The 19,307-nt window shown below is 56.9% G+C and carries 11 protein-coding genes; 10 read left to right on the forward strand and 1 reads right to left on the reverse strand.

Annotated elements, in window-relative coordinates; all coding sequences use genetic code 11:
- Positions 1-109 precede the first annotated feature (109 nt).
- The 8 genes from HYD27_RS14375 (at position 110) to HYD27_RS14410 (ending at position 17,050) form a co-directional block, all read left to right on the forward strand.
- Positions 110-4,099, forward strand: a complete 3,990-nt coding sequence (locus tag HYD27_RS14375; RefSeq protein ID WP_219216201.1) for a glycoside hydrolase family 10 protein — start codon at positions 110-112, stop codon at positions 4,097-4,099.
- Positions 4,100-4,415: 316 nt separating this feature from the next.
- Positions 4,416-5,648 (forward strand): GntR family transcriptional regulator, encoded by a 1,233-nt coding sequence (locus HYD27_RS14380; protein WP_219216203.1) that lies wholly within the window; start codon positions 4,416-4,418, stop codon positions 5,646-5,648.
- A 225-nt stretch (positions 5,649-5,873) separates the two neighbouring features.
- Complete coding sequence (locus HYD27_RS14385; protein WP_219216205.1) at positions 5,874-6,872, forward strand: carbohydrate ABC transporter permease; 999 nt, start codon at positions 5,874-5,876, stop codon at positions 6,870-6,872.
- Complete coding sequence (locus tag HYD27_RS14390; RefSeq protein ID WP_219216206.1) at positions 6,844-7,767, forward strand: carbohydrate ABC transporter permease; 924 nt, start codon at positions 6,844-6,846, stop codon at positions 7,765-7,767. The genes HYD27_RS14385 and HYD27_RS14390 overlap by 29 nt, the downstream gene beginning before the upstream one ends.
- Before the next feature lie 48 nt (positions 7,768-7,815).
- A complete protein-coding gene (locus HYD27_RS14395) occupies positions 7,816-9,258 on the forward strand; it encodes an extracellular solute-binding protein (protein WP_219216209.1) in 1,443 nt (480 codons plus the stop codon).
- 24 nt (positions 9,259-9,282) lie between these two features.
- On the forward strand, positions 9,283-12,324 hold the full coding sequence (locus HYD27_RS14400) for an alpha-mannosidase (protein ID WP_219216211.1): 3,042 nt from the start codon (positions 9,283-9,285) through the stop codon (positions 12,322-12,324).
- Positions 12,321-14,576, forward strand: coding sequence for a hypothetical protein (locus HYD27_RS14405; RefSeq protein ID WP_219216213.1), 2,256 nt, complete (start codon positions 12,321-12,323; stop codon positions 14,574-14,576). Before HYD27_RS14400 ends, HYD27_RS14405 begins: the two co-directional genes overlap by 4 nt.
- A 416-nt stretch (positions 14,577-14,992) precedes the next feature.
- Positions 14,993-17,050: a glutaminase family protein gene (locus HYD27_RS14410; RefSeq protein ID WP_219216216.1), complete on the forward strand. Its 2,058-nt coding sequence runs from the start codon at positions 14,993-14,995 to the stop codon at positions 17,048-17,050.
- 166 nt (positions 17,051-17,216) lie between these two features.
- Here HYD27_RS14410 and HYD27_RS14415 read toward each other — a convergent pair whose 3' ends face one another.
- Positions 17,217-17,783, reverse strand: coding sequence for a Rossmann-fold NAD(P)-binding domain-containing protein (locus HYD27_RS14415; protein ID WP_228745134.1), 567 nt, complete (start codon positions 17,781-17,783; stop codon positions 17,217-17,219).
- A gap of 65 nt (positions 17,784-17,848) precedes the next feature.
- On the opposite strand from HYD27_RS14415, the gene HYD27_RS14420 reads away from it, so the two are divergent.
- Both HYD27_RS14420 and HYD27_RS14425 read left to right on the forward strand, forming a co-directional pair.
- On the forward strand, positions 17,849-18,190 hold the full coding sequence (locus tag HYD27_RS14420; protein ID WP_219216218.1) for a MerR family DNA-binding protein: 342 nt from the start codon (positions 17,849-17,851) through the stop codon (positions 18,188-18,190).
- 204 nt (positions 18,191-18,394) lie between these two features.
- Positions 18,395-19,231 (forward strand): sugar phosphate isomerase/epimerase family protein, encoded by an 837-nt coding sequence (locus HYD27_RS14425; protein ID WP_219216221.1) that lies wholly within the window; start codon positions 18,395-18,397, stop codon positions 19,229-19,231.
- Positions 19,232-19,307 lie beyond the last annotated feature (76 nt).

Raw genomic sequence — 19,307 nt, forward strand, 5'->3', positions numbered from 1 at the left:
ACGCACAATTTTGATTATGCTACGATTTGGGTTGAGAGAGAGGGGGCTGCATCGAGAGTTGTAAGCGCTTAACTTGTTTGGCCCAAATTCATACAAAGGAGTGCAACGCATGAGTAAAAAAATTAAACAAGTCTTCTCGGTCTTATTGGCGGCGGCCCTGCTTATACCGGCAGGCTGGCTTGCTCCGGCTGTGCGGGCTGCATCATCGGAACTGGAAGACACGGCAATAGCGGTGTATCACGAAACCTTTGTGAATGGAGCAGGCATCGCGGTTCAAGCGGGAGGTGCCAGCCTGACGGCGGTTGCCGGCCATTTTTTTGAAGGCAACGCCGACGGAGCGGCATTATACGTAAGCAACCGGGTGAACAACTGGGATGCGGCTGATTTCAAATTCAGCGATCTCGGCCTGGTCAACGGAAAAACCTATACGGTGACTGCCAGCGTCTATGTTGACGCGAATGCGACCCTGCCCTCCGGTGCAAATGCAGCGCTTCAAACCGTGGACAGCTATGGAAACTATGCAGAGATCCCTTATGAAGCAGGCAAAGCGGTTGCCCTGGCCAAAGAATTCACCGTGGATTCAAGCAAGGATCAGGCCTTGCGGATCAACTCGAACGGAGCCGGGGCCGCTGTCCCGTTCTATCTCGGAGATATTCTGATCACCGAGAAGGCGGATTCGAATGGCGGGGAAGAGACTCCGAGAGAGCCGGCATTGCCTTTTACGGCCATTACCTTTGAAGACCGGACTGCCGGCGGCTTTGAAGGCCGGGCCGGGACTGAACAGCTGAGCATCACAGATGAAGAGAATCACACTCCGGACGGCTCCTTTGCATTGAAAGTGGAAGGCAGAGCCTCTACATGGCATGGACCGTCATTGCGTGTGGAGAAGTATGTAGACCCAGGCAGCGAGTATACGGTTTCAGCATGGGTCAAGCTGATTGAGCCTGCAAGCTCCCAGCTTCAGCTGTCTACACAGGTCGGCAACGGAAGCAGCGCGAATTATGTGGCATTGTCGCCCAAAACAATCAGCACCAGCGACGGCTGGGTCCAATTCGAGGGAAGCTACCGTTATAACAGTACTGGCGGCGAATATTTAACCATCTATGTTGAAAGTTCAAATAACGGAACGGCCTCCTTCTATATCGACGACATCGGCTTTGAAAAAACGGGTGCAGGCCCAGTTGCCATCCAAAAGGACCTGCTTCCGCTGAAAAATGCCTATCAAAACGATTTTCTCATCGGCAATGCGATCACCGCCGAGGATCTGGAAGGCGTCCGCCTTGAGCTTCTTGGTATGCATCACAATGCCGCTACCGCAGGCAATGCCATGAAGCCGGATGCGCTGCAGAATGCAAAGGGGGTTTTTACCTTTGATGCGGCTGATGCAATGGTTGACAAGGCTCTGGCGGAAGGGCTGCAAATGCACGGGCATGTTCTGGTATGGCATCAGCAGTCACCCGCGTGGATGAATACGGCAGCGGATGCAGAAGGCAATACGGTTGCCCTGGACCGCGCCGAAGCGCTCGCCAATCTGAAGACGCATATCACAACCGTCATGGAGCATTTCGGCGACAGGGTGATTTCCTGGGATGTCGTCAACGAAGCGATGGGCGATAACCCCGGCAATCCGGCCGATTGGGAAGCGTCGCTGCGCCGTTCTCCCTGGTACAATGCCATCGGGGCAGACTATCTTGAACAGGCCTTCCTGGCGGCAAGAGAAGTGCTGGACGAGCATCCCGGCTGGAATATCAAGCTGTATTACAACGACTACAACGAGGATAACCAGAATAAAGCCCAGGCTATCTACAATATGGTCAAAGCCATCAATGATAAGTATGCGCTTACACATCCGGGAAAGCTTCTTATCGACGGCGTCGGCATGCAGGGGCACTACAATATCAACACAAACCCCGGGAATGTTAAATTGTCTCTGGAGAAGTTTATTTCCTTGGGCGTGGAAGTGAGCATCACCGAGCTGGACATCCAGGCTGGAAGCGACTATCAGCTTCCCGGGAAGCTTGCGGTTGCCCAAGGCTATTTATATGCGCAATTGATGGATATCTTCAAGGCTCATACCGCAAATATAGCGCGCGTTACCTTCTGGGGACTGGATGACAATACGAGCTGGAGAGCTTCTTCCAGCCCGTTGTTGTTCGACAAGGATCTGCAGGCTAAACCGGCTTACTATGGCGTTGCCGATCCGGTGAAATTTATGGAAGAGAACCAGCCGGAATCTGCGGATGCCAACCAATCGGGTGCGATATATGCCGCACCTGTCGTGGACGGGACGGTTGATGCGGTATGGAGCGGAGCTCCCGAGCTGGAGGTTAACCGCTACCAGATGGCCTGGCAGGGCGCGGCCGGAGTAGCCAAAGCCCTCTGGGATGACCAGAACCTGTATGTGTTAATCCAGGTCAGCGACGCCCAGCTTGACAAAAGCAGTGCAAACGCCTGGGAGCAGGATTCCATCGAGATCTTTCTGGACGAAAACAATGGGAAGACCACGTTCTATCAAGACGATGACGGGCAGTTCAGAGTTAATTATGCCAACGAAACCTCCTTCAATCCGGCGGGCATCGCAGAAGGCTTCGAATCGGCAGCCAAGGTGTCCGGGACAAACTACACCGTTGAAGTGAAGATTCCTTTCAAAAAAATTACGCCGGCTGACGGCATGAAGCTCGGCTTTGACGTACAGATCAACGATGCCAAAGACGGCGCCCGTCAAAGTGTTGCCGCCTGGAATGATACGACAGGCAATGGATATCAGGACACCTCTGTTTATGGGGTGCTGACCCTTGCAGGCAAGTCCGGCGGTGCGGAGCCAACACCAACACCAACACCAACACCAACACCAACACCAACACCAACACCAACACCAACACCGAACTCCGGCGGTACCGGCAGCGGATCTATTCCGCAGACCGGCAGCGTTGAGAGCAAGGACGGTGTGGTTACGATCCTCCCGGAGATAAAGACTGACAACGGTGAGGCAAAGGGGACGGTTTCCGGCAGCGACTTGAAAAAGGCGCTTGAGCAAGCCGCTCCGGCAGCTAACGGCAAAAAACAGATTGTAATCGATCTGCCGAAGCAGGAGGGCGCCGCCTCGTATGAAGTGCGATTGCCGGTCCAGAGCTTGAAAGGCCAGGAAAACCTCATGCTCTTCATAAAGACGGAAAAAGCAACTGCAGGGCTTCCGGGCGATACGCTGTACAGCTTGGCAGCAGACGCTGAATATGTGTCCATCCGTATCCGCCAGGTCCCGACGGACAATCTGGAGGCTGGAGCCCGGGCCAGCATAGGCAGCCGTCCGTTGGTAGAGCTGAACCTGGCTGCTGACGGCCAGATCCTTGCGTGGAATCCGAATGCGGCTGCAGCCATCTCTATTCCTTACTCCCCGGCCGGAGAAGAGCTGGGCCTGTCGGAATCGCTCGCAGTGTGGTCCCTTGCCGGCAATGGCAAACTGGCTGCGGTTCCGAACAGCCGTTATGACGCGGCAGGCGGCTCGCTTGTTTTTCAAGCCGTCCCATCCGGCAGCTACGCAGTTGCGTATATACCCATGAGCTTCGGAGATCTGGAGAACGTGCCTTGGGCCAAACAGGCGATTGCCGCTATGCTGGCCCGCGACGTTGTCCAGGGAACCTCCCTGAACAGCTTCTCCCCGGCTTCTTCCATGAAGAGAGCAGACTTTATCGCGCCTCTTGTGAGAGCCCTTGAGCTCAAGGGCACAGGCCGGACCAGTGCGGCATTCAGCGATGTTCCGGATGGCGCCGGTTATCTCGATGAGCTTGCAGTCGCGCAGGAACTGGGTATCGTCGGCGGCTATGGAGACAACACCTTCCGGCCTGACAGCCCGATCTCCCGCCAGGAGATGATGGTGATCGCTTCGCGCGCTCTGGCGGCGGCCGGCAAGAAGGCCGGAGGCACCGGAACCCTGGCTGCCTACCCGGATGCGGACCAAATTGCCGGTTATGCCAAAGACAGCCTGGCCTCACTGGTGAAATACGGAATCGTGAACGGCAGGGACGGCAAGCTTGCACCGAAAGATACGCTCACGCGCGCTGAAGCGGCCGTCATGCTGTACCGCATTTGGAAGCTGTAATTATAAGTGAGAGATGAAGCGGGGCTGCCTGCCGAAGCTTCAGAAGCTCATTTATTCGCCAAAAGGCACAGAACTGAAAAAAACGTAAGAGTGAACACGAAAAAGAGAGCCCCGCTGATTCCTGCAGCGGGGCTGTTTGCTCCGGTTTTGGCGAATTTTTTGGGGGCCGCGCGATAAAGCTCAACGTCACGCTGCGCCTATGCTAAATATATCTAATGTGCGTTGTCAAAGAAAGGAATAATATAGCCGGAGATTGACTAAATGACATAAATGATATAACGTTATTGTAAAGAGAGAAATAAGTGAGGAGACCCATATGCAAAGCGAACGAAAACCGTTATATATACAAATTCAACAGTACTTCAAAGATTTGATCCTGAAGGGCGAAGTGCGGGAAAACGATAAAATCCCTTCGGAAAAAGAGCTGATGGAGCAGTTTGATGTCAGCCGGATCACGGTGGCGAACGCGCTCATGCAGCTTGCGAAGGAGGGCTGGATTTACCGCATTCCGGGCAAGGGAAGCTTTGTCGGCGAGGGCATCAGTGAACTGCTGGCCCGGGAGATGCATGAGGCGGACCCCGGGCTTCAGCCGGAAGGAAGCGTCCCTGGTCTGCCGCCGGCGGCGGGGAACCGGGGCGGAAGCGGCAAGAAAATGCAAGCTGCGGACCAGCCGTTCCCTGCGGACCAGGAGTCCAGAACGATCGGGCTGGTTATGCCGCTGCTCGTGGATTATTTCTCCATACGCCTGCTGGAGGGAATTAACTCAGTGATTGAAAACAGCCCGTACCATCTGCAAATTGTGTTGACATACAATTCGATTGACCGGGAAAAAGCGGCGATCAGGGATCTGATCCGCAAAGGCGCGGCAGGACTGATCATCTTCCCGTCCGATGCCGAGATGTATAATGAGGAAATTCTGTCCCTCAAGCTGCAGGGCTTCCCGTTTGTCCTGATCGACCGTTATCTGCCCGGCGTGGCCACCAATGTGGCGCGCAGCGACGGTCTGGTCGGCGGAGAGCTGGCCGTCAATTACCTGTGGGGGCTGGGACACCGCGACATTGCCATTTGCTCGGACTCCCCGCTGCCGACGATTACAGTTGAGGACCGGATCAACGGTTATATGGAAGCGCTGAAGCAGAAGGAGGCCATGATTAATCCGGCGCTGATCCTGACCGATTTCAATGTGGATTACAGCGGAATCGACCCGGCGCATCCCCTGTACCGCTTTATCAGAAACCAAATCGCCACCGCCTATATTACGCTGAACGGGCGGCTTGGCCTGCATATCTACTCGATCTGCAAAGAGCTGGGCCTCAGGGTTCCGGAGGATGTCTCCATCCTTACCTTTGACGATCCGTCGCCGGGGCTGCACGAATGGGGGTATTTCTCGCATATTTCGCAGTCGGAGATTGAGATGGGCAAGGCGGCGGCCAGCATTTTGCTGCAGCTTTTCGATAACGCCGGCATGAAGAACCAGGGATATACGAAGGTTATCCTTCAGCCCAAGTTGATTGAAAGTCAATCAGCAGGACCCTTGCGCAGACAGTAACCGGCAATATATGGAAGGCGCTGTCCGGGGCGAATTAGAGTGGAGTGCAGGGCATCTGCTTGCTAAGGCAAGAGATGTCTTTTTTTTGCGGAAAATTAGCGATAAATGATATAAATGACATCTTGATTTAAATGACATATTATAATATATTTAATAATGCAAATAGAGTTACTGTTCCTCACGGTTGTTGTATGGCGTAAATCAGTTAGGAGGTCGCTTGGCTATATGGAAAAAACAGCAGAACGGGAGGGAAGGGCTTCTTTCAAACGGGGAATGGGCAGGCATAAGGATGCTATCATCGCCGCTGTGATTCTGGTACCCATGTTTTTGTTTTGGCTCGTGGTGTCGGGATTTCCGACCTTGTTCGGTTTTGGACTCGGTTTTTTTGAATGGATAGGGCTCTCGGATATACCGAATTTTATCTGGTTCGATAATTTCATCAGCTTCTTCAAAAATCCGGTCTACACCGATGCCTTATGGCGGTCGGTATGGCTGGGCGGGCTTGTGACGTCCGTCACGCTGGCTGCTGGCTTCGGGGCGGCGCTGCTGATGAACATGCCGCTTTTCGGCAAAGGCTTTTACCGCTCAATCTGGTACGTTCCCGCCGTTACGTCGACGGTGGCTACCACGCAGGTGTTTAATATTTTTCTGGATTCGAACAACGGGGTGATCAACAACATCCTCAAAGCGCTGGGCAAGGAACCGATTATCTGGCAGTATTCGGTAAGCTGGGGCATTTTCTGGATCGTAATTTATTCGCTCTGGAAGGGTGTAGGGGGAGCGGCGCTGATCTGGCTGGCGGGCCTGCAATCCGTGGACGTATCGCTCTATGAGGCGGCGGAAATCGATGGAGCCGGGCGTCTTCACAAGCTGCGCTATGTCACGCTGCCGGGCCTCAAGCCAATCGCGACCTATATTGTGATCACCAACCTGATCGGAGCGATTCAGATTTATGAGCAGGTGCTGTTCATTACGAACGGCGGCCCCTATGGCCAAACGGAAGTGCTCGTGTTCCGGATTTACCGGGACGGCTTCTGGGATTTCAACCTCGGCATGGCCGGAGCCTCTTCCCTGATTATGGCGCTGATCGTTATTGCGGTCACTGTATTGTATTACAACTGGTCCACCAAGTCGGACAAACGGACAACGATACCGGTCAAACCGGTAAAGCAAGCAGGAGAAAGGGGGAAAGCACATGCGGGAAACACAAAGCGGGAATTTTAAAAAACAGTTCAGGCCCACCTATCTTATCAGCCATATCCTCCTGCTTGGCATTGGCCTTGTTTTGCTCTATCCCCTGATTTTCATGGTGCTTGCCGGTTTGTTTACGCGGACGGAATTTACGGCCACCGTGCTTGGCATTTTCCCGATTCCCAAGCAGCCGACGCTGGAAAACTTCAAGGAGCTGATCGTAGGAACAGTGGACTCCTCGGTGGCGATGTATTTTAGAAATTCGCTCATCCGGACCGTGTACAACACGTTTTGGGCAGTTCTGACTTCATTCCTGGCCGGCTATGTTTTTGCCCGCTTGAAGTTCAAGGGAAGGGAAACGATCTTTCTGATTCTGCTGGCGACGCAAATGATTCCCGGCACGCTTGCCATCATCCCGACCTATCTGGAATTTGCCAGATTTCCGTTTGCCGGAGGAAACCATGTGTTTACGGGGGGAAAGGGGATTCTCGACTCATGGTGGGTGTACCTGATCGGCGGACCCGGCATCAATATTATGGGAACCTTCCTGGTGAAGCAATCGCTGGAAAAGGTCCCGCTGGAGATCGATGAAGCGGCGGTCGTGGACGGGGCGGGTACCCTCCGGCTGATCTTTCAGATTTTATTCCCCCTGCAGCTCCCGGTTATGGCCTTTATCGCCATTACGACAGCGCTGGGCACGTGGAACGATTTCATTACGCCTTTCTTTTATACAACAAGCGATAGTTTGCAAACGCTTCCGGCGGCAATTACACGCCTGTCCTCAGTGGGAGCCAGTCCTGGCGCGGTAATCAACTACCCGATGATTATCACCTTAAGCCTTGGCATCACGATTCCCGCCCTGCTGATCTTTGCTTTTTTCCAGAAATACATTGTCCAGGGCTTGGCGAACACCGGTATCAAAGGGTAGTTGTCCTTTTGTATATACATCCAAAAATGTCATGGAGGGGTTCAAGTTATGATATTGAAAAAAATGGCCTTCACCGCGCTCTCATTCATGCTCACGGCAAGTTTGTCGGCTTGCGGGGGCGGGGGCAATAATCAGGCCGCCGGCAACTCAGGAGCCGAAGGCCAGCCGGGAGACGGCAAATCTGCGGAGGGCGTGACGATTACCGTGCTGAATGAAGGCGCTGTCGGCGTAGGCGTGGGCGTGCTGAGCGGGCTGCTGGAGAAAAAGAAGCAGGCGCTGATTGCCGACGAGGCGCAAAACCCGCGGGTTGCCGCCGAGGATTTCAGCTATACCCCTGGCGAGCCGCTCAAGTCCGGCGTCTTCCCGTATTTTTATCAATCAATTATCCTGGAGAAGATGCAGGCGCAAAACATTACCGTGAACATGGAGGATTGGGGCTGGGGCGAACCGCTTATTCAAAAGCAAACAGCCGGTTTTCTGGCGAAAAACTTGCCGGATATTATCGTCGGGGAAACGCAAATGCCGGGTTTTGCCCGGCAGGGCCTGCTTGAGCCGTTCCCGGACGGCATGGCGGAGGAAATCCGCAGCAATGTGGCGCCCGCAGCCTGGAAACCGATGGAGTATGACGGCAAGATTTACGGTTTTGCTTCCCAGCCGGGCGTAAGCAGCCTGTTCTGGAATAAAAAGCTGGTGAAGGAAGCCGGTCTTGATCCGGACAAAGCCCCGGAAACCTGGGATGAGCTGCTGGCGGATGTGCAACAGGTAACGGAAGCAGGCAAAGGCAAATATTACGGCGGCGGTGTATATGCCGGACCCAATGCAGGCGGTTACTTGCGCTACGGCACGCTCATGGTCATCAACGGCGGAGGCTTTGCCGATGATCAGGGCCAGCCGGTCTTTAACTCCGACGCCAACATAGAAACCGTGAAGTTTTTAAAAGAGCTGAACGCAGGGCATCCGGCCGGACTGATGGCCAACACGAATGAAGGGACGTATTTCGACGCCTTCAAAAAAGGGCAGATCGCCTATCTGATTGACGGTCCTTGGCGGGCGGCCGAAAGCTCGCAAATCGGCATCGATTACGGCATGGCGCAAATTCCCCTGTCCCAAGGCGGCCAGCCGGGCAACATTACCATTGGCGCGGCGTTCCATTCGGTGCCGAAGGATGCGAAGAACAAGGAAGCGGCCTTTGCCTACATCCGCGCGATGTACAGTGAGGAAATCCAGCAGCTGATCGCCGATACGGGCGTCCGTTCCACGGTGCTTAAATCGATTGCCGAAACAGACAGCTACAAATCCGGGCATCCCGAAATGTACCAGCACTATCTGGCGATGGCCGGCAACGTGCAGGGGCTGCCGACGTTTGCCAAGGAAGACTCGAAGGTCTGGCAAATGTTCGGTGATGCTGTAACCAAATCGCTGATGACAAGCGGAGATATCAAGTCGATTCTGGATGAGGCGCAGAAGAAGGCGGAGGACGTAACGAAGTAAATTCCATTGAAAGAGTGATGCAGCATGCCTTATGAAGTAAGTCCGGTCATGACCCGGAGAGTGCAGGAGCGGCTGTCCAAGCTGCAGGATTACCTTTATGAGCCGGTCGCCGCTTTGACGGTTGAGGCTTGGTTGACGGCTGAGCCGGCAGCCTATGAGCAGCGGATGTCCGGCAAGCGGGTTCAATTAAAAGCCGGAGACAAATGGGGAGAGCTATGGGACTGCGCCTGGTTTCATTTCCGGGGTGAGGTGCCCATGTCCGCCGCAGGCTCCAAAGTTGTGCTGTTAATCGACATCAACGGGGAATTATGCCTGGTGGACGATGCCGGAACCCCGCGTCAGGGCTTGACCAATGTGAGCTCCCAATTTGATTACAGCCTGGGAATGCCCGGCAAGCGCGTGGTTGACTGCACTGCAAAGGCCAAGGGCGGCGAAGTCATTGATTTGTGGGGAGACGGCGGCTGCAACGACTTGTTCGGCCACTTCCGCAGCGGAACGCTCAAAGAAGCGTGCATAGCCGTATGCCATGAAGAAGCGCGCCAATTGTATTATGACCTGGAGGTGCTGAGCGAGCTGGCCGGGCAGCTGCCGGAATCAAGCGCGAGACAGGCGCGGGTGCTGCAAAGCGTGTATGAGGCCGCCAATCTGCTCGCGGAGATTAACGGGGAAACCGTAGAGCTGGCCAGAGCGAAGCTCGCGCCGGTATTGGCGAAGCAGGGCGGAGATCCCGTAGTAACGGTTAGTGCCATCGGGCACGCGCATATCGATCTCGCCTGGCTGTGGCCGATCCGCGAAACGGTACGCAAGGGCGCCCGGACCTTTTCCACCGCGCTTCGCAACCTGGAGAAATATCCGGATTATGTGTTTGGCGCCAGCCAGCCGCAGCTTTATGCCTGGATGAAGGAGCATTATCCGCAGCTCTACACAGAGGTGCAGGAGCGTGTGCGGGAAGGGCGCTGGGAGGTGCAGGGCGCCATGTGGGTGGAGCCGGATACGAACATATCCGGCGGAGAAGCGCTGGTGCGGCAAATTTTGTACGGCAAACGGTTCTTCGAGCAGGAATTCGGCCGGGAGATGAAGGTGCTGTGGCTGCCCGATGTGTTCGGATATACGGGAAGCCTGCCGCAGCTGCTCAAGAAATCCGGAGTGGACTATATGATGACGCAAAAGCTGTCGTGGAGCGTCTACAATACGCATCCGCATCACAGCTTCCTGTGGGAGGGCATCGACGGGACGCGGGTGCTGACGCATCTGCCGCCGGAGGACACGTACAACAGTCCGGCGGCCCCGCGGTCGCTCGTCAAGATTGAAGAGCGCTACCTGGACCGCGGCGTTTCAGAGCATGCCTTGATGCTGTTCGGGATCGGCGACGGCGGCGGCGGTCCGGGCGAAGAGCATCTGGAACGGCTGGCCCGGGAGAAGAACCTGCTGGGGCTGCCGCCGGTAGTCCAGGAGCCTGCCATTGCCTTTTTCCGGCGGCTGGAGCGGGAAGCTTCCCGCTTCCAGACCTACCGCGGCGAGCTGTATCTGGAGAAGCATCAGGGGACGCTCACCACGCAAGCTCGCAATAAATGGTACAACCGCAAGCTGGAAAAGGCTTTGCGTGAGCTGGAATTCGCCGCATCGCTGCTGTGGGCGCTGAGCGGCGGGGAAAGCGGCTATCCGGCCGAACGGCTTGAGGCGATATGGAAGGAAATGCTCCTGTACCAGTTCCATGACATTTTGCCCGGCTCCTCCATCACAAGAGTGTACGACGAGTCGCTGGAGCGGTACAGCAAGCTGCTGGAAGAAGTGCAGGCGATGATTGCCGGCACTTGCGGGCGGATCGCCGCTTTGTCCGGCACCGCGGCCGGAACCCCCGTCCTGTTCAATTCCTTGCCGTGGGAGCGGCGGGAATGGGTGGAATACGGCGGCGGCCGGCATTTTGTCCAGGTGCCGGCGCTGGGCTGGCGTTCGCTGGCGGAGGCCGAAGCGGAGCCTCCCGGCGGCCGGCTGACCGCGGAGGACCGCAGGCTGGAGAACGGGCGGCTGAGGGTCCGTTTTGCCGAAGACGGCAGCATCGTGTCACTGTACGATAAGGCCGCCGGAAGGGAAGCGGTGCGGCCGGGAGCGAAGGCCAACGTCTTTACGGCCTACCATGATGACGGGGATGCCTGGGACTTCCCGCGCGATTACCGCGAGACGGTCGCCGGCACCATGAAGCTGGAACGGGTGCGCGCCTATGTGCTGGGGCCGCGGGCTGTCGTCGAGCAGGAATACCGGCTAGGGAAGTCGGTCCTGAAGCAGACTGTCAGCCTGGAACAAGGCGGAGAGCTGCTGCGGCTGGATACCGAGGTGGACTGGCGTGAAGCGGGGAAGATGCTGCGGGTCAATGTTCCGGTGAATGTGGCGGCCGACCAGGTCAATTGCGATATCCAGTTCGGGGTGCTCAAGCGGCCCGCGACCCGCAACAATGCCACCGAGTTTGCGCGCGACGAAATTTGCGCCCATCATTACATTGACCTGTCGCAGCCGGATTACGGCGTAGCGCTGCTGAACGACAGCAAATACGGGCACAGTGCGGAGAATGGCGTCATGAGCCTGAATTTGCTGCGCAGCCCGTCCTATCCTGACCCCACAGCCGACCGGGCCAAGCACAGGTTTACTTATGCCTTGTATCCCCACCAGGGCGATTTCATTCAGGCCGGCGTATACCGCCGGGGATATGAGCTGAATATTCCGCTCACGATGGTGCAGGCGCCGGCTCCAAGCGGCAGCGGGAAGGAATATGTCCGGCGGATCGGGCTGGCGCAAACCGACCACCCGCATGTGATGATCGAGACGGTGAAGAAGGCCGAGGACAGCGGCCATCTGATCCTGCGGCTGTATGAGACGGCAGGCGCGGGAGCCGAGGCCCGGCTGTCGTTCGGGCTGGATTGCCTGACCATCGAAGAAGCCGATTTGCTGGAGAAGCCGGCAGGGATGCTGGCGGAACAGAGTAATGAGACCGTCCTGTCCTTCACGCCGTTCGAAATCAAGACGATCCGGGTGGCGTTTGCCGGGACGGAAGGAGGCGTGGAGTCATGACAGGGAGAGCACGGGCGGAAGAACGCACCGGATTTCAGGAAGGCAGCGCCTTCGGACCGGCATATGATTTGCAGACGGACTTCGTGATGGTGTACGGCATCGACGGATCGATGCCGGAGCGGGTCCGCGGCTGGACGGAGCAGGGCTACCGGGTACACCTGATGACCGGCGTGTCCTGGGGAGGCTATCAGGATTATTTGAACGGCAGCGTGGACGGCCGTTCCCATTGGGATGAAGCGCAGAAATACCATGACGGGGAAACGGTTATTCACGGCACTTCGGCGGACATTCCCTATATGGTGCCAACGATAAGCTATGCCGATTTTCTGACGGAGCGGATTCGTCCCGCCGTGGATGCGGGCGTGGAAGCCATCCACCTGGAGGAGCCGGAGTTTTGGGTGGAGGGCGGTTATTCCGCGGCATTCAAGCGTGAATGGCAAAATTACTACAACGAGCCGTGGATTCCTCCGCATGCCTCGGAGGACGCGCAATACCGCGCCTCCAGGCTCAAGGCCTACCTCTATACCCGCTGCCTGGACCGCATCTGCTCGGCGTTGAAGGAGTATTCGCTGGTCCGGTACAACCGGCCGCTGTGCTTTTACGTGCCGACGCACAGCCTGATCAACTATACCCAATGGCGGATCGTCAGCCCGGAATCACGGCTGCTCGATTTGCCCCCGATTAACGGCTATATCGCCCAAATCTGGACGGGAACGTCGCGCACGGCCAATGTCTACGAAGGGAAACGCGCGGAGCGGACGTTCGAGACGGCGTTTCTGGAGTACGGCATCATGCAGGAGCTGGTGCGGGGAACCGGCCGGAAGATGTGGTTTCTCCATGACCCGATTGAAGACGACCCCAAGCGGACTTGGGCGGATTACCGGGAGAATTACATCAGAACCCTGACGGCGTCGCTGCTTCATCCGGACATTGCCCGCTACGAGGTTGCGCCTTGGCCGGGAAGAATCTTTGCAGGGCAATATCCCGCGGAGGACGGCAGCGGCAAGGAGGGCATTCCGGCGGAGTATGCAACCGTCCTCTTGACCATCATGCATACCTTGGGCGATATGGCGCAGGAGGATGTCCGGGTATACGGCAATCCCGCCGTTGCCGGCGTGCTGCTGGCCGATTCGGCGATGTTTCAGCGGAAGGTGATCGGGACGGAAACGGCCGGCTTCATGATGAAATACGACGGCACCAATGAAGTGGAGCTGACGGATGAGGCCGCATTGGAGCTGTTGAATTTCTCGGAGCTGTACGGCTTGACGCTGCCGCTGGTCAAGCACGGGCTGCCGGTCCGGCCGGTGCAGCTCGATAATGTGCGGCGGTTTCCCGGATATTTGGACAGTTACCGCCTGCTTGTATTAAGCTACGAATTTATGAAGCCTGAATACCCGGATCTGCACAACGCGCTGGCCCAATGGGTGCGGGACGGCGGTGCGCTGGTCTATGTAGGGGACGACAGCGACCCGTATCACCGGGTCCGGGAATGGTGGAACCAGGGGGAACGCCGGTATTCCTCGCCTAGAGAGCATTTATTCGAGTGCCTCGGCCTGAGCACGGATCAAACGCCGGAGGGCATCACCCGGGTGGGCAGCGGCCATGTCGCTTACCTGCGGATGCGGCCGGAACGGCTGGCGCAAAGCGCCGAAGCGGCGGAACGTTTCCGGACCGCGGTGCGGGAAGCGCTGGAAGCCCTGGGCGCTGCGGAATCGGACGCTGCGGAATCGGACGCTGCGGACGCGGGTGCTGCGGAAGCCCGGGACACGGGGGCGCCGGACGGGCAAGCCCGCCCGCTCCGCTGGGAAGCGCTGAACTATTACCGGCTGCACCGCGGACCTTATGTCATTGCCTCGGTGATGACCGAGTCGGTCAGCGAGACGCCGCTCATCCTGCAGGGGCGTTATGTTGATTTGCTGGAAGCGGGCCTGCCGGTGAAGGAGCAGGTCGCGATCCCGCCCGGACAGCAGGCGCTTCTCTATGACCTGGATTACGCGGGGCGGCCGGGCGGCGGAGTGATCGCCGCCTCGTCGCGGATCGAGGATTTCAAGGAAGATGCGGACGTCATCTCGTTTAGGGCCAGAGGCCCGCGTCCGCTGCAGGCGGCCGCGCGCATCCGCTGTGCGGCGGACCCGGCATCCGTAGCTGCGGGAGCGGCCGCGCTGCAATACGAGTTCGATCCGGCGTCGCAGACGCTGCTGATTTTTTATGGGCATGACGACGGAGGAATACAGATTACGGTAACGAAATAAGTGTATGGCCCGGCGTCCGGACGGGTCCTGATCTAACTATAGGAGTTGAACCGGAGAACCTGACGTAGGGAACGGAAGCGAAGTGGAAAAAGTAACACTAATGGGCTGGAATTCCGGCTTTAACGGGCTTTAGCGGGATTTTGTACACTTCATGGAGGCCCGTTCCCCCCATACGGCTGATTTCAGCCGGATTAGCTGTACTTTTTCCCACTAAGGTATGATCCGGAATCCGAATGCGCTACCTTAGCGTTCCTTTTTACCACTAAAATGGCTGCCCTTTTTATTATTGTTTCAAGTTCAGCTTATAAATAATGTTGATGTTTCACGCAACAACTTATCTTTATATTTATCGCTGAAACGGTACCGTCCTTATACAAGGCCGGCACAGCCGTTTCCGCTTGTGGAGGAGATATTTTATGACAATGGCCTTACGCCCGCCGGCAGTTCCACTGGTAACGATTGATCCCTATTTCAGCGTTTGGTCGATGGCGGACCGCCTGACCGACGACTTCACCCGGCATTGGACAGGCAAGCGCAACGCGCTGACCGGGCTGATCCGCATCGACGGGACTCCCTGGCGGTTCGCCGGCTTCACCGAGCCTAATCCGGAGAATTACTGCACGGAGCCGGAGGCCATGCGGCAAACCGGACTCCGGGTGACGCCGCTGTCCAGCATTTACAGCTTTGAAGCAGGCGGTGTGGCGCTGGAGCTTGCCTTCACAAGCCCGCTGCTGCCGGAGTCTCTGGAGCTGCTGTCGCGTCCGGCGTCCTACGTGTCCTTCCGGGTGCGGTCCCTGGACGGCAGGGCACACAATGTGCAGGTGTATTTTGATGTGAGCGGGGAATGGTGCGTCAACAGCAGCGATCAGCAGGCGGTTTTGCGGCGGGAGCAGGCCGAGGGGCTGGTGCTTCTGCAGGCGAGCTGCGCCGGGCAGAATATTCTGAATGCCTCGGGGGACGATCTGCGGATCGATTGGGGCAGCCTTGTGCTGGCGGTGGAAGAGACTCCCGAAACAAGAACGTGGGCGGGACCGGCGGAGAAGCTCCGGGGGCCGTTTGTGAAGACCGGGGAAGCCGGGGCGGATATTGATGAAGCTGCGCCGGATAAAGCCTATACGGTTCGCGATGAGCAGCCCGTGCTGGCTGCAGTATGGGATTGCGGCGAGGTGGACGCTACGGAGGAGAAATCCCGGCTGATTGTGCTTGCCTACGATGACGTTTATGCGATTGAATATTTCGGCCGGAAGCTGGAGGCTTATTGGAAAAAAGACGGAAAAACCGCGCTGGAGATGGTGGCGGATGCGTTTCGGGAATATCCGGGCATTATGCTCCGCTGCGAAGCGTTTGACCGGCAGCTCCAGGCGGACGCTGTGCTTGCCGGCGGGGAGAAGTACGCCGATATTCTGGCTTTGTCCTACCGGCAGGCCATCGCCGCGCATAAGCTGGTGACGGATGCGGAAGGCCAGCCGCTGTTCATGTCCAAAGAGTGCTTCAGCAACGGCTGCATCGCTACGGTAGACGTCAGCTACCCTTCCATTCCGCTGTTTTTGCTGTACCAGCCGGAGCTGGTTCGCGGCATGATGCGGCCGATTCTGAAATATGCGGCGAGTGAAGCGTGGGAGTTTGAATTCGCTCCCCATGATGTCGGCCAGTACCCGCTCGCCAACGGGCAGGTGTACGGGGAGAATGCGCTCGAGGCGCAAATGCCGGTCGAGGAATGCGGCAATATGCTCGTGATGGCGGCGGCGGTTACCCTGGCCGATGGACACACGGAGTTTGCGGCGGAGCACCGCGGGCTGCTGTCCGCATGGGCTGATTATTTGCTGGAATTCGGGCTCGATCCGGAGAATCAGCTGTGCACGGACGACTTCGCCGGACATTTGGCCCGCAATGCCAACCTGTCGGTCAAAGCGGTCATGGGAGTGGCCAGCTATTCGATCCTGTGCGGGCTGCTGGACGATTCCGCCGAAGCGGAGCGTTATCTGCAGGCGGCCAGAGACATGGCGGCCCAGTGGGCGGAGCTTGCGGCGGCGCAAGGCGAGGCGCTCCCCCATACCAAGCTGGCGTTCGGCAGCGGCGGCACCTGGAGCCTGAAATATAATTTGATCTGGGACCTCATTTTCGGGACGCAGCTCTTCGATGAGGCAATCATTTCCCGGGAAACGTCCTGGTACCGGGAACAGCAGAACCGCTACGGCGTGCCGCTGGATAACCGGGAATCCTACACCAAAGGTGACTGGCTCGTCTGGGCCGCCGCGCTGGCGGAGGAGCAGGGGGACTTCGAGCGGATGATCGCGCCGCTGTGGGATTTCCTCAATGAAACGCGCGACCGCGTTCCGTTCTCGGACTGGTACGACACGCATACCGCCAGACAGATCGGCTTCCAGCACCGCAGCGTGGTCGGCGGGATGTTCATCAAGCTGCTGAAGGACCGGGGCCTTGCCCCCGGGCTGGACGGACAGCCCCGCAGATAAATTTAGCTGCGTTCCCCGACAGGGGGGGCAGGCGGAAAATGAACAAGGGATGCTTCAACCGGCCGCAGGCGAACCGCCCGGCCGATGAAGCATCCCTTGTTTTGCTTGTCCCTGCAGCGCCGGCTTTACTTCAATTTCAATCTGCCCGGCCATCTTGCAGCTTTTGTCAGGCAAAATAGTGTCCTTCTTCGAGATCGGCGATCAGCCCGGGCTGCACCGGCTGCCAGCCCAGAAGCTCCCGGGTTGCCTGGCTCGCCTGCGCAGTGTTGTACAGGCTGGTGATGTCAAGTGCCGCAATGGCACTAAGGAAGCCGAAATGGGCGGCAGCTTCTTCAGGGGTTATGCTGACTGCCGGCACGTTCAATTGCCGCCCGATGATCTCTGCAATCTCGCGGAGCGGAATGCCTTCATCGCCGGCCCCAAGCAGCCGTGAGCCCGCCGGGGCGGATTCCAGCGCCAGACGGTACAGAATTGCCGCATCCAGGCGGTGCAACGCCGGCCAGCGGTTCGTTCCGTCGCCGATGTAGGCGGCGAAGCCCTTCTCCCGGGCGATGTTGATCATCATCGGCACGAAGCCCCTGTCGCCTTCGCCGTGCACAGAGGGTGACAGCGAGACGATGGATGCCCGGATTCCCCGCCCGGCCATGGCGAGCACGGCCTGATCCACGGCAACTCCATTTGCGTGAGCCGTGGTAATGAAAGGCTTCCCGGAGCCTTCCAGCGCCGCTCCCATAGCTTCGACGGCCCCCAAATCCAGGGCCAGTGCCCCGTCAAAGTCGGAAAAATCATTGGTGAAGCTTGCTGGATGACCGGCATGTCCGGCGGGAAAGCAATAATTACCGCAACTATTCGGAAAAGGCCGTCGGGCGGTTGAAGCTCATCAAGAAGTTCCAGTCTATCGGCTGTTCGCTGGCTGAACTGAAGGAAGCTCTGCAGGACCACGACACCAATGCGCGCACGAATCTGCAGATTATAGACTGGATTCAAGGCAAGAAGAAGGAGATCGAACTCAAGAAGGAAGAATACGACCAAATGCTGGATACCCTTAACAAGATGCTGGAGTACCGGACTCTGCTCATGGATGATCCGCAGCAAGCCCGGGAGATGCTGAAGAATTGGCAGGCCGGCTCCTCCGGATGAGCCGCTCCAATATCCCCGGTAACGTGATTTTAATAGTTGACACAGCGGGAAAATCTTTTCTATAATCAATTTCATATTAAAATTATTGGAATAATGGGTCAACCGGATTACTGGAGGCTCCCTGCCGCTTGCATTCACAGCGGTCCAGGGAGTTTTTTGTTTAAAGAGCAGCCTTATCTTAAAAAATGGAAGGTGTGAAGTGAAATGAGAATCGGTGGACCCGTATTTGGAGAAGTGGGCGGCCCTGATCAATGGATCGCATCCGTTCAACGGGCCGGTTATTCAGCCGCTTATTGGCCCGATGTCACATTATCATCCGAAAGAGATGAGCAGTGCTATGCCGAAGCCGCCTTGAAGGCGAATGTGAAGATCGCGGAGGTGCATATCTTCAACAATGTGCTTGATCCTGACCAGGACAGGCGGAGAGAGGCCCTCCGCTACGCCAAAGAACGGCTGGCCTTGGCCGATAGGGTGGGGGCCGCCTGCACAGTCAACCTTTCCGGTTATTTCGGGGAAAAGCCGGCACCGCACCGCGACCATTTGCATGAGGATACCTTTACTCTTATCGTGGACACTGTCCGGGAAATACTGGATGATGTCAAGCCGGAGAGAACCTTTTATGCGCTGGAGCTGTTTCCGTGGCTTTTGCCTAATTCCCCGGAAGCTTATCTGCGCCTGCTGGATGCGGTGGACCGCAAGGCTTTTGGAGTTCATCTGGATATCGTTAATACCATCAGCACCCCTGAGTTGTTTTTGAACCAGGAGTCTTACATCAAGCATGTATTCAAGCTGCTGGGCCCTCATATTCAAAGTGCCCATATCAAGGATATTGTTTTAACCAATCAGCTGGTTGTGCATCTGGATGTTGCAGTTCCCGGGAGAGGGGGCTTTGACTGGAGCACGTTTCTGACCGAATTCGGCCGTCTGGATCACAATGCCCCTTTGCTGATCAATTATTTCCTTGGAGATGAAGAGGTTTACCGTGAAGGCACGGCATATATCCGTAAACAGGCTGAACGGCTCGGCGTAGATATCCTTTGAAAAGAGATCCATACTTAATGGAAATATATTACATTTTTCCGTAAATGGCGGCGTATGGATAACGAGCGAGGCTGGC

This window comes from Paenibacillus sp. S150, assembly GCF_019352175.1.
Taxonomy (GTDB): Bacteria; Bacillota; Bacilli; order Paenibacillales; family Paenibacillaceae; genus Paenibacillus_AQ.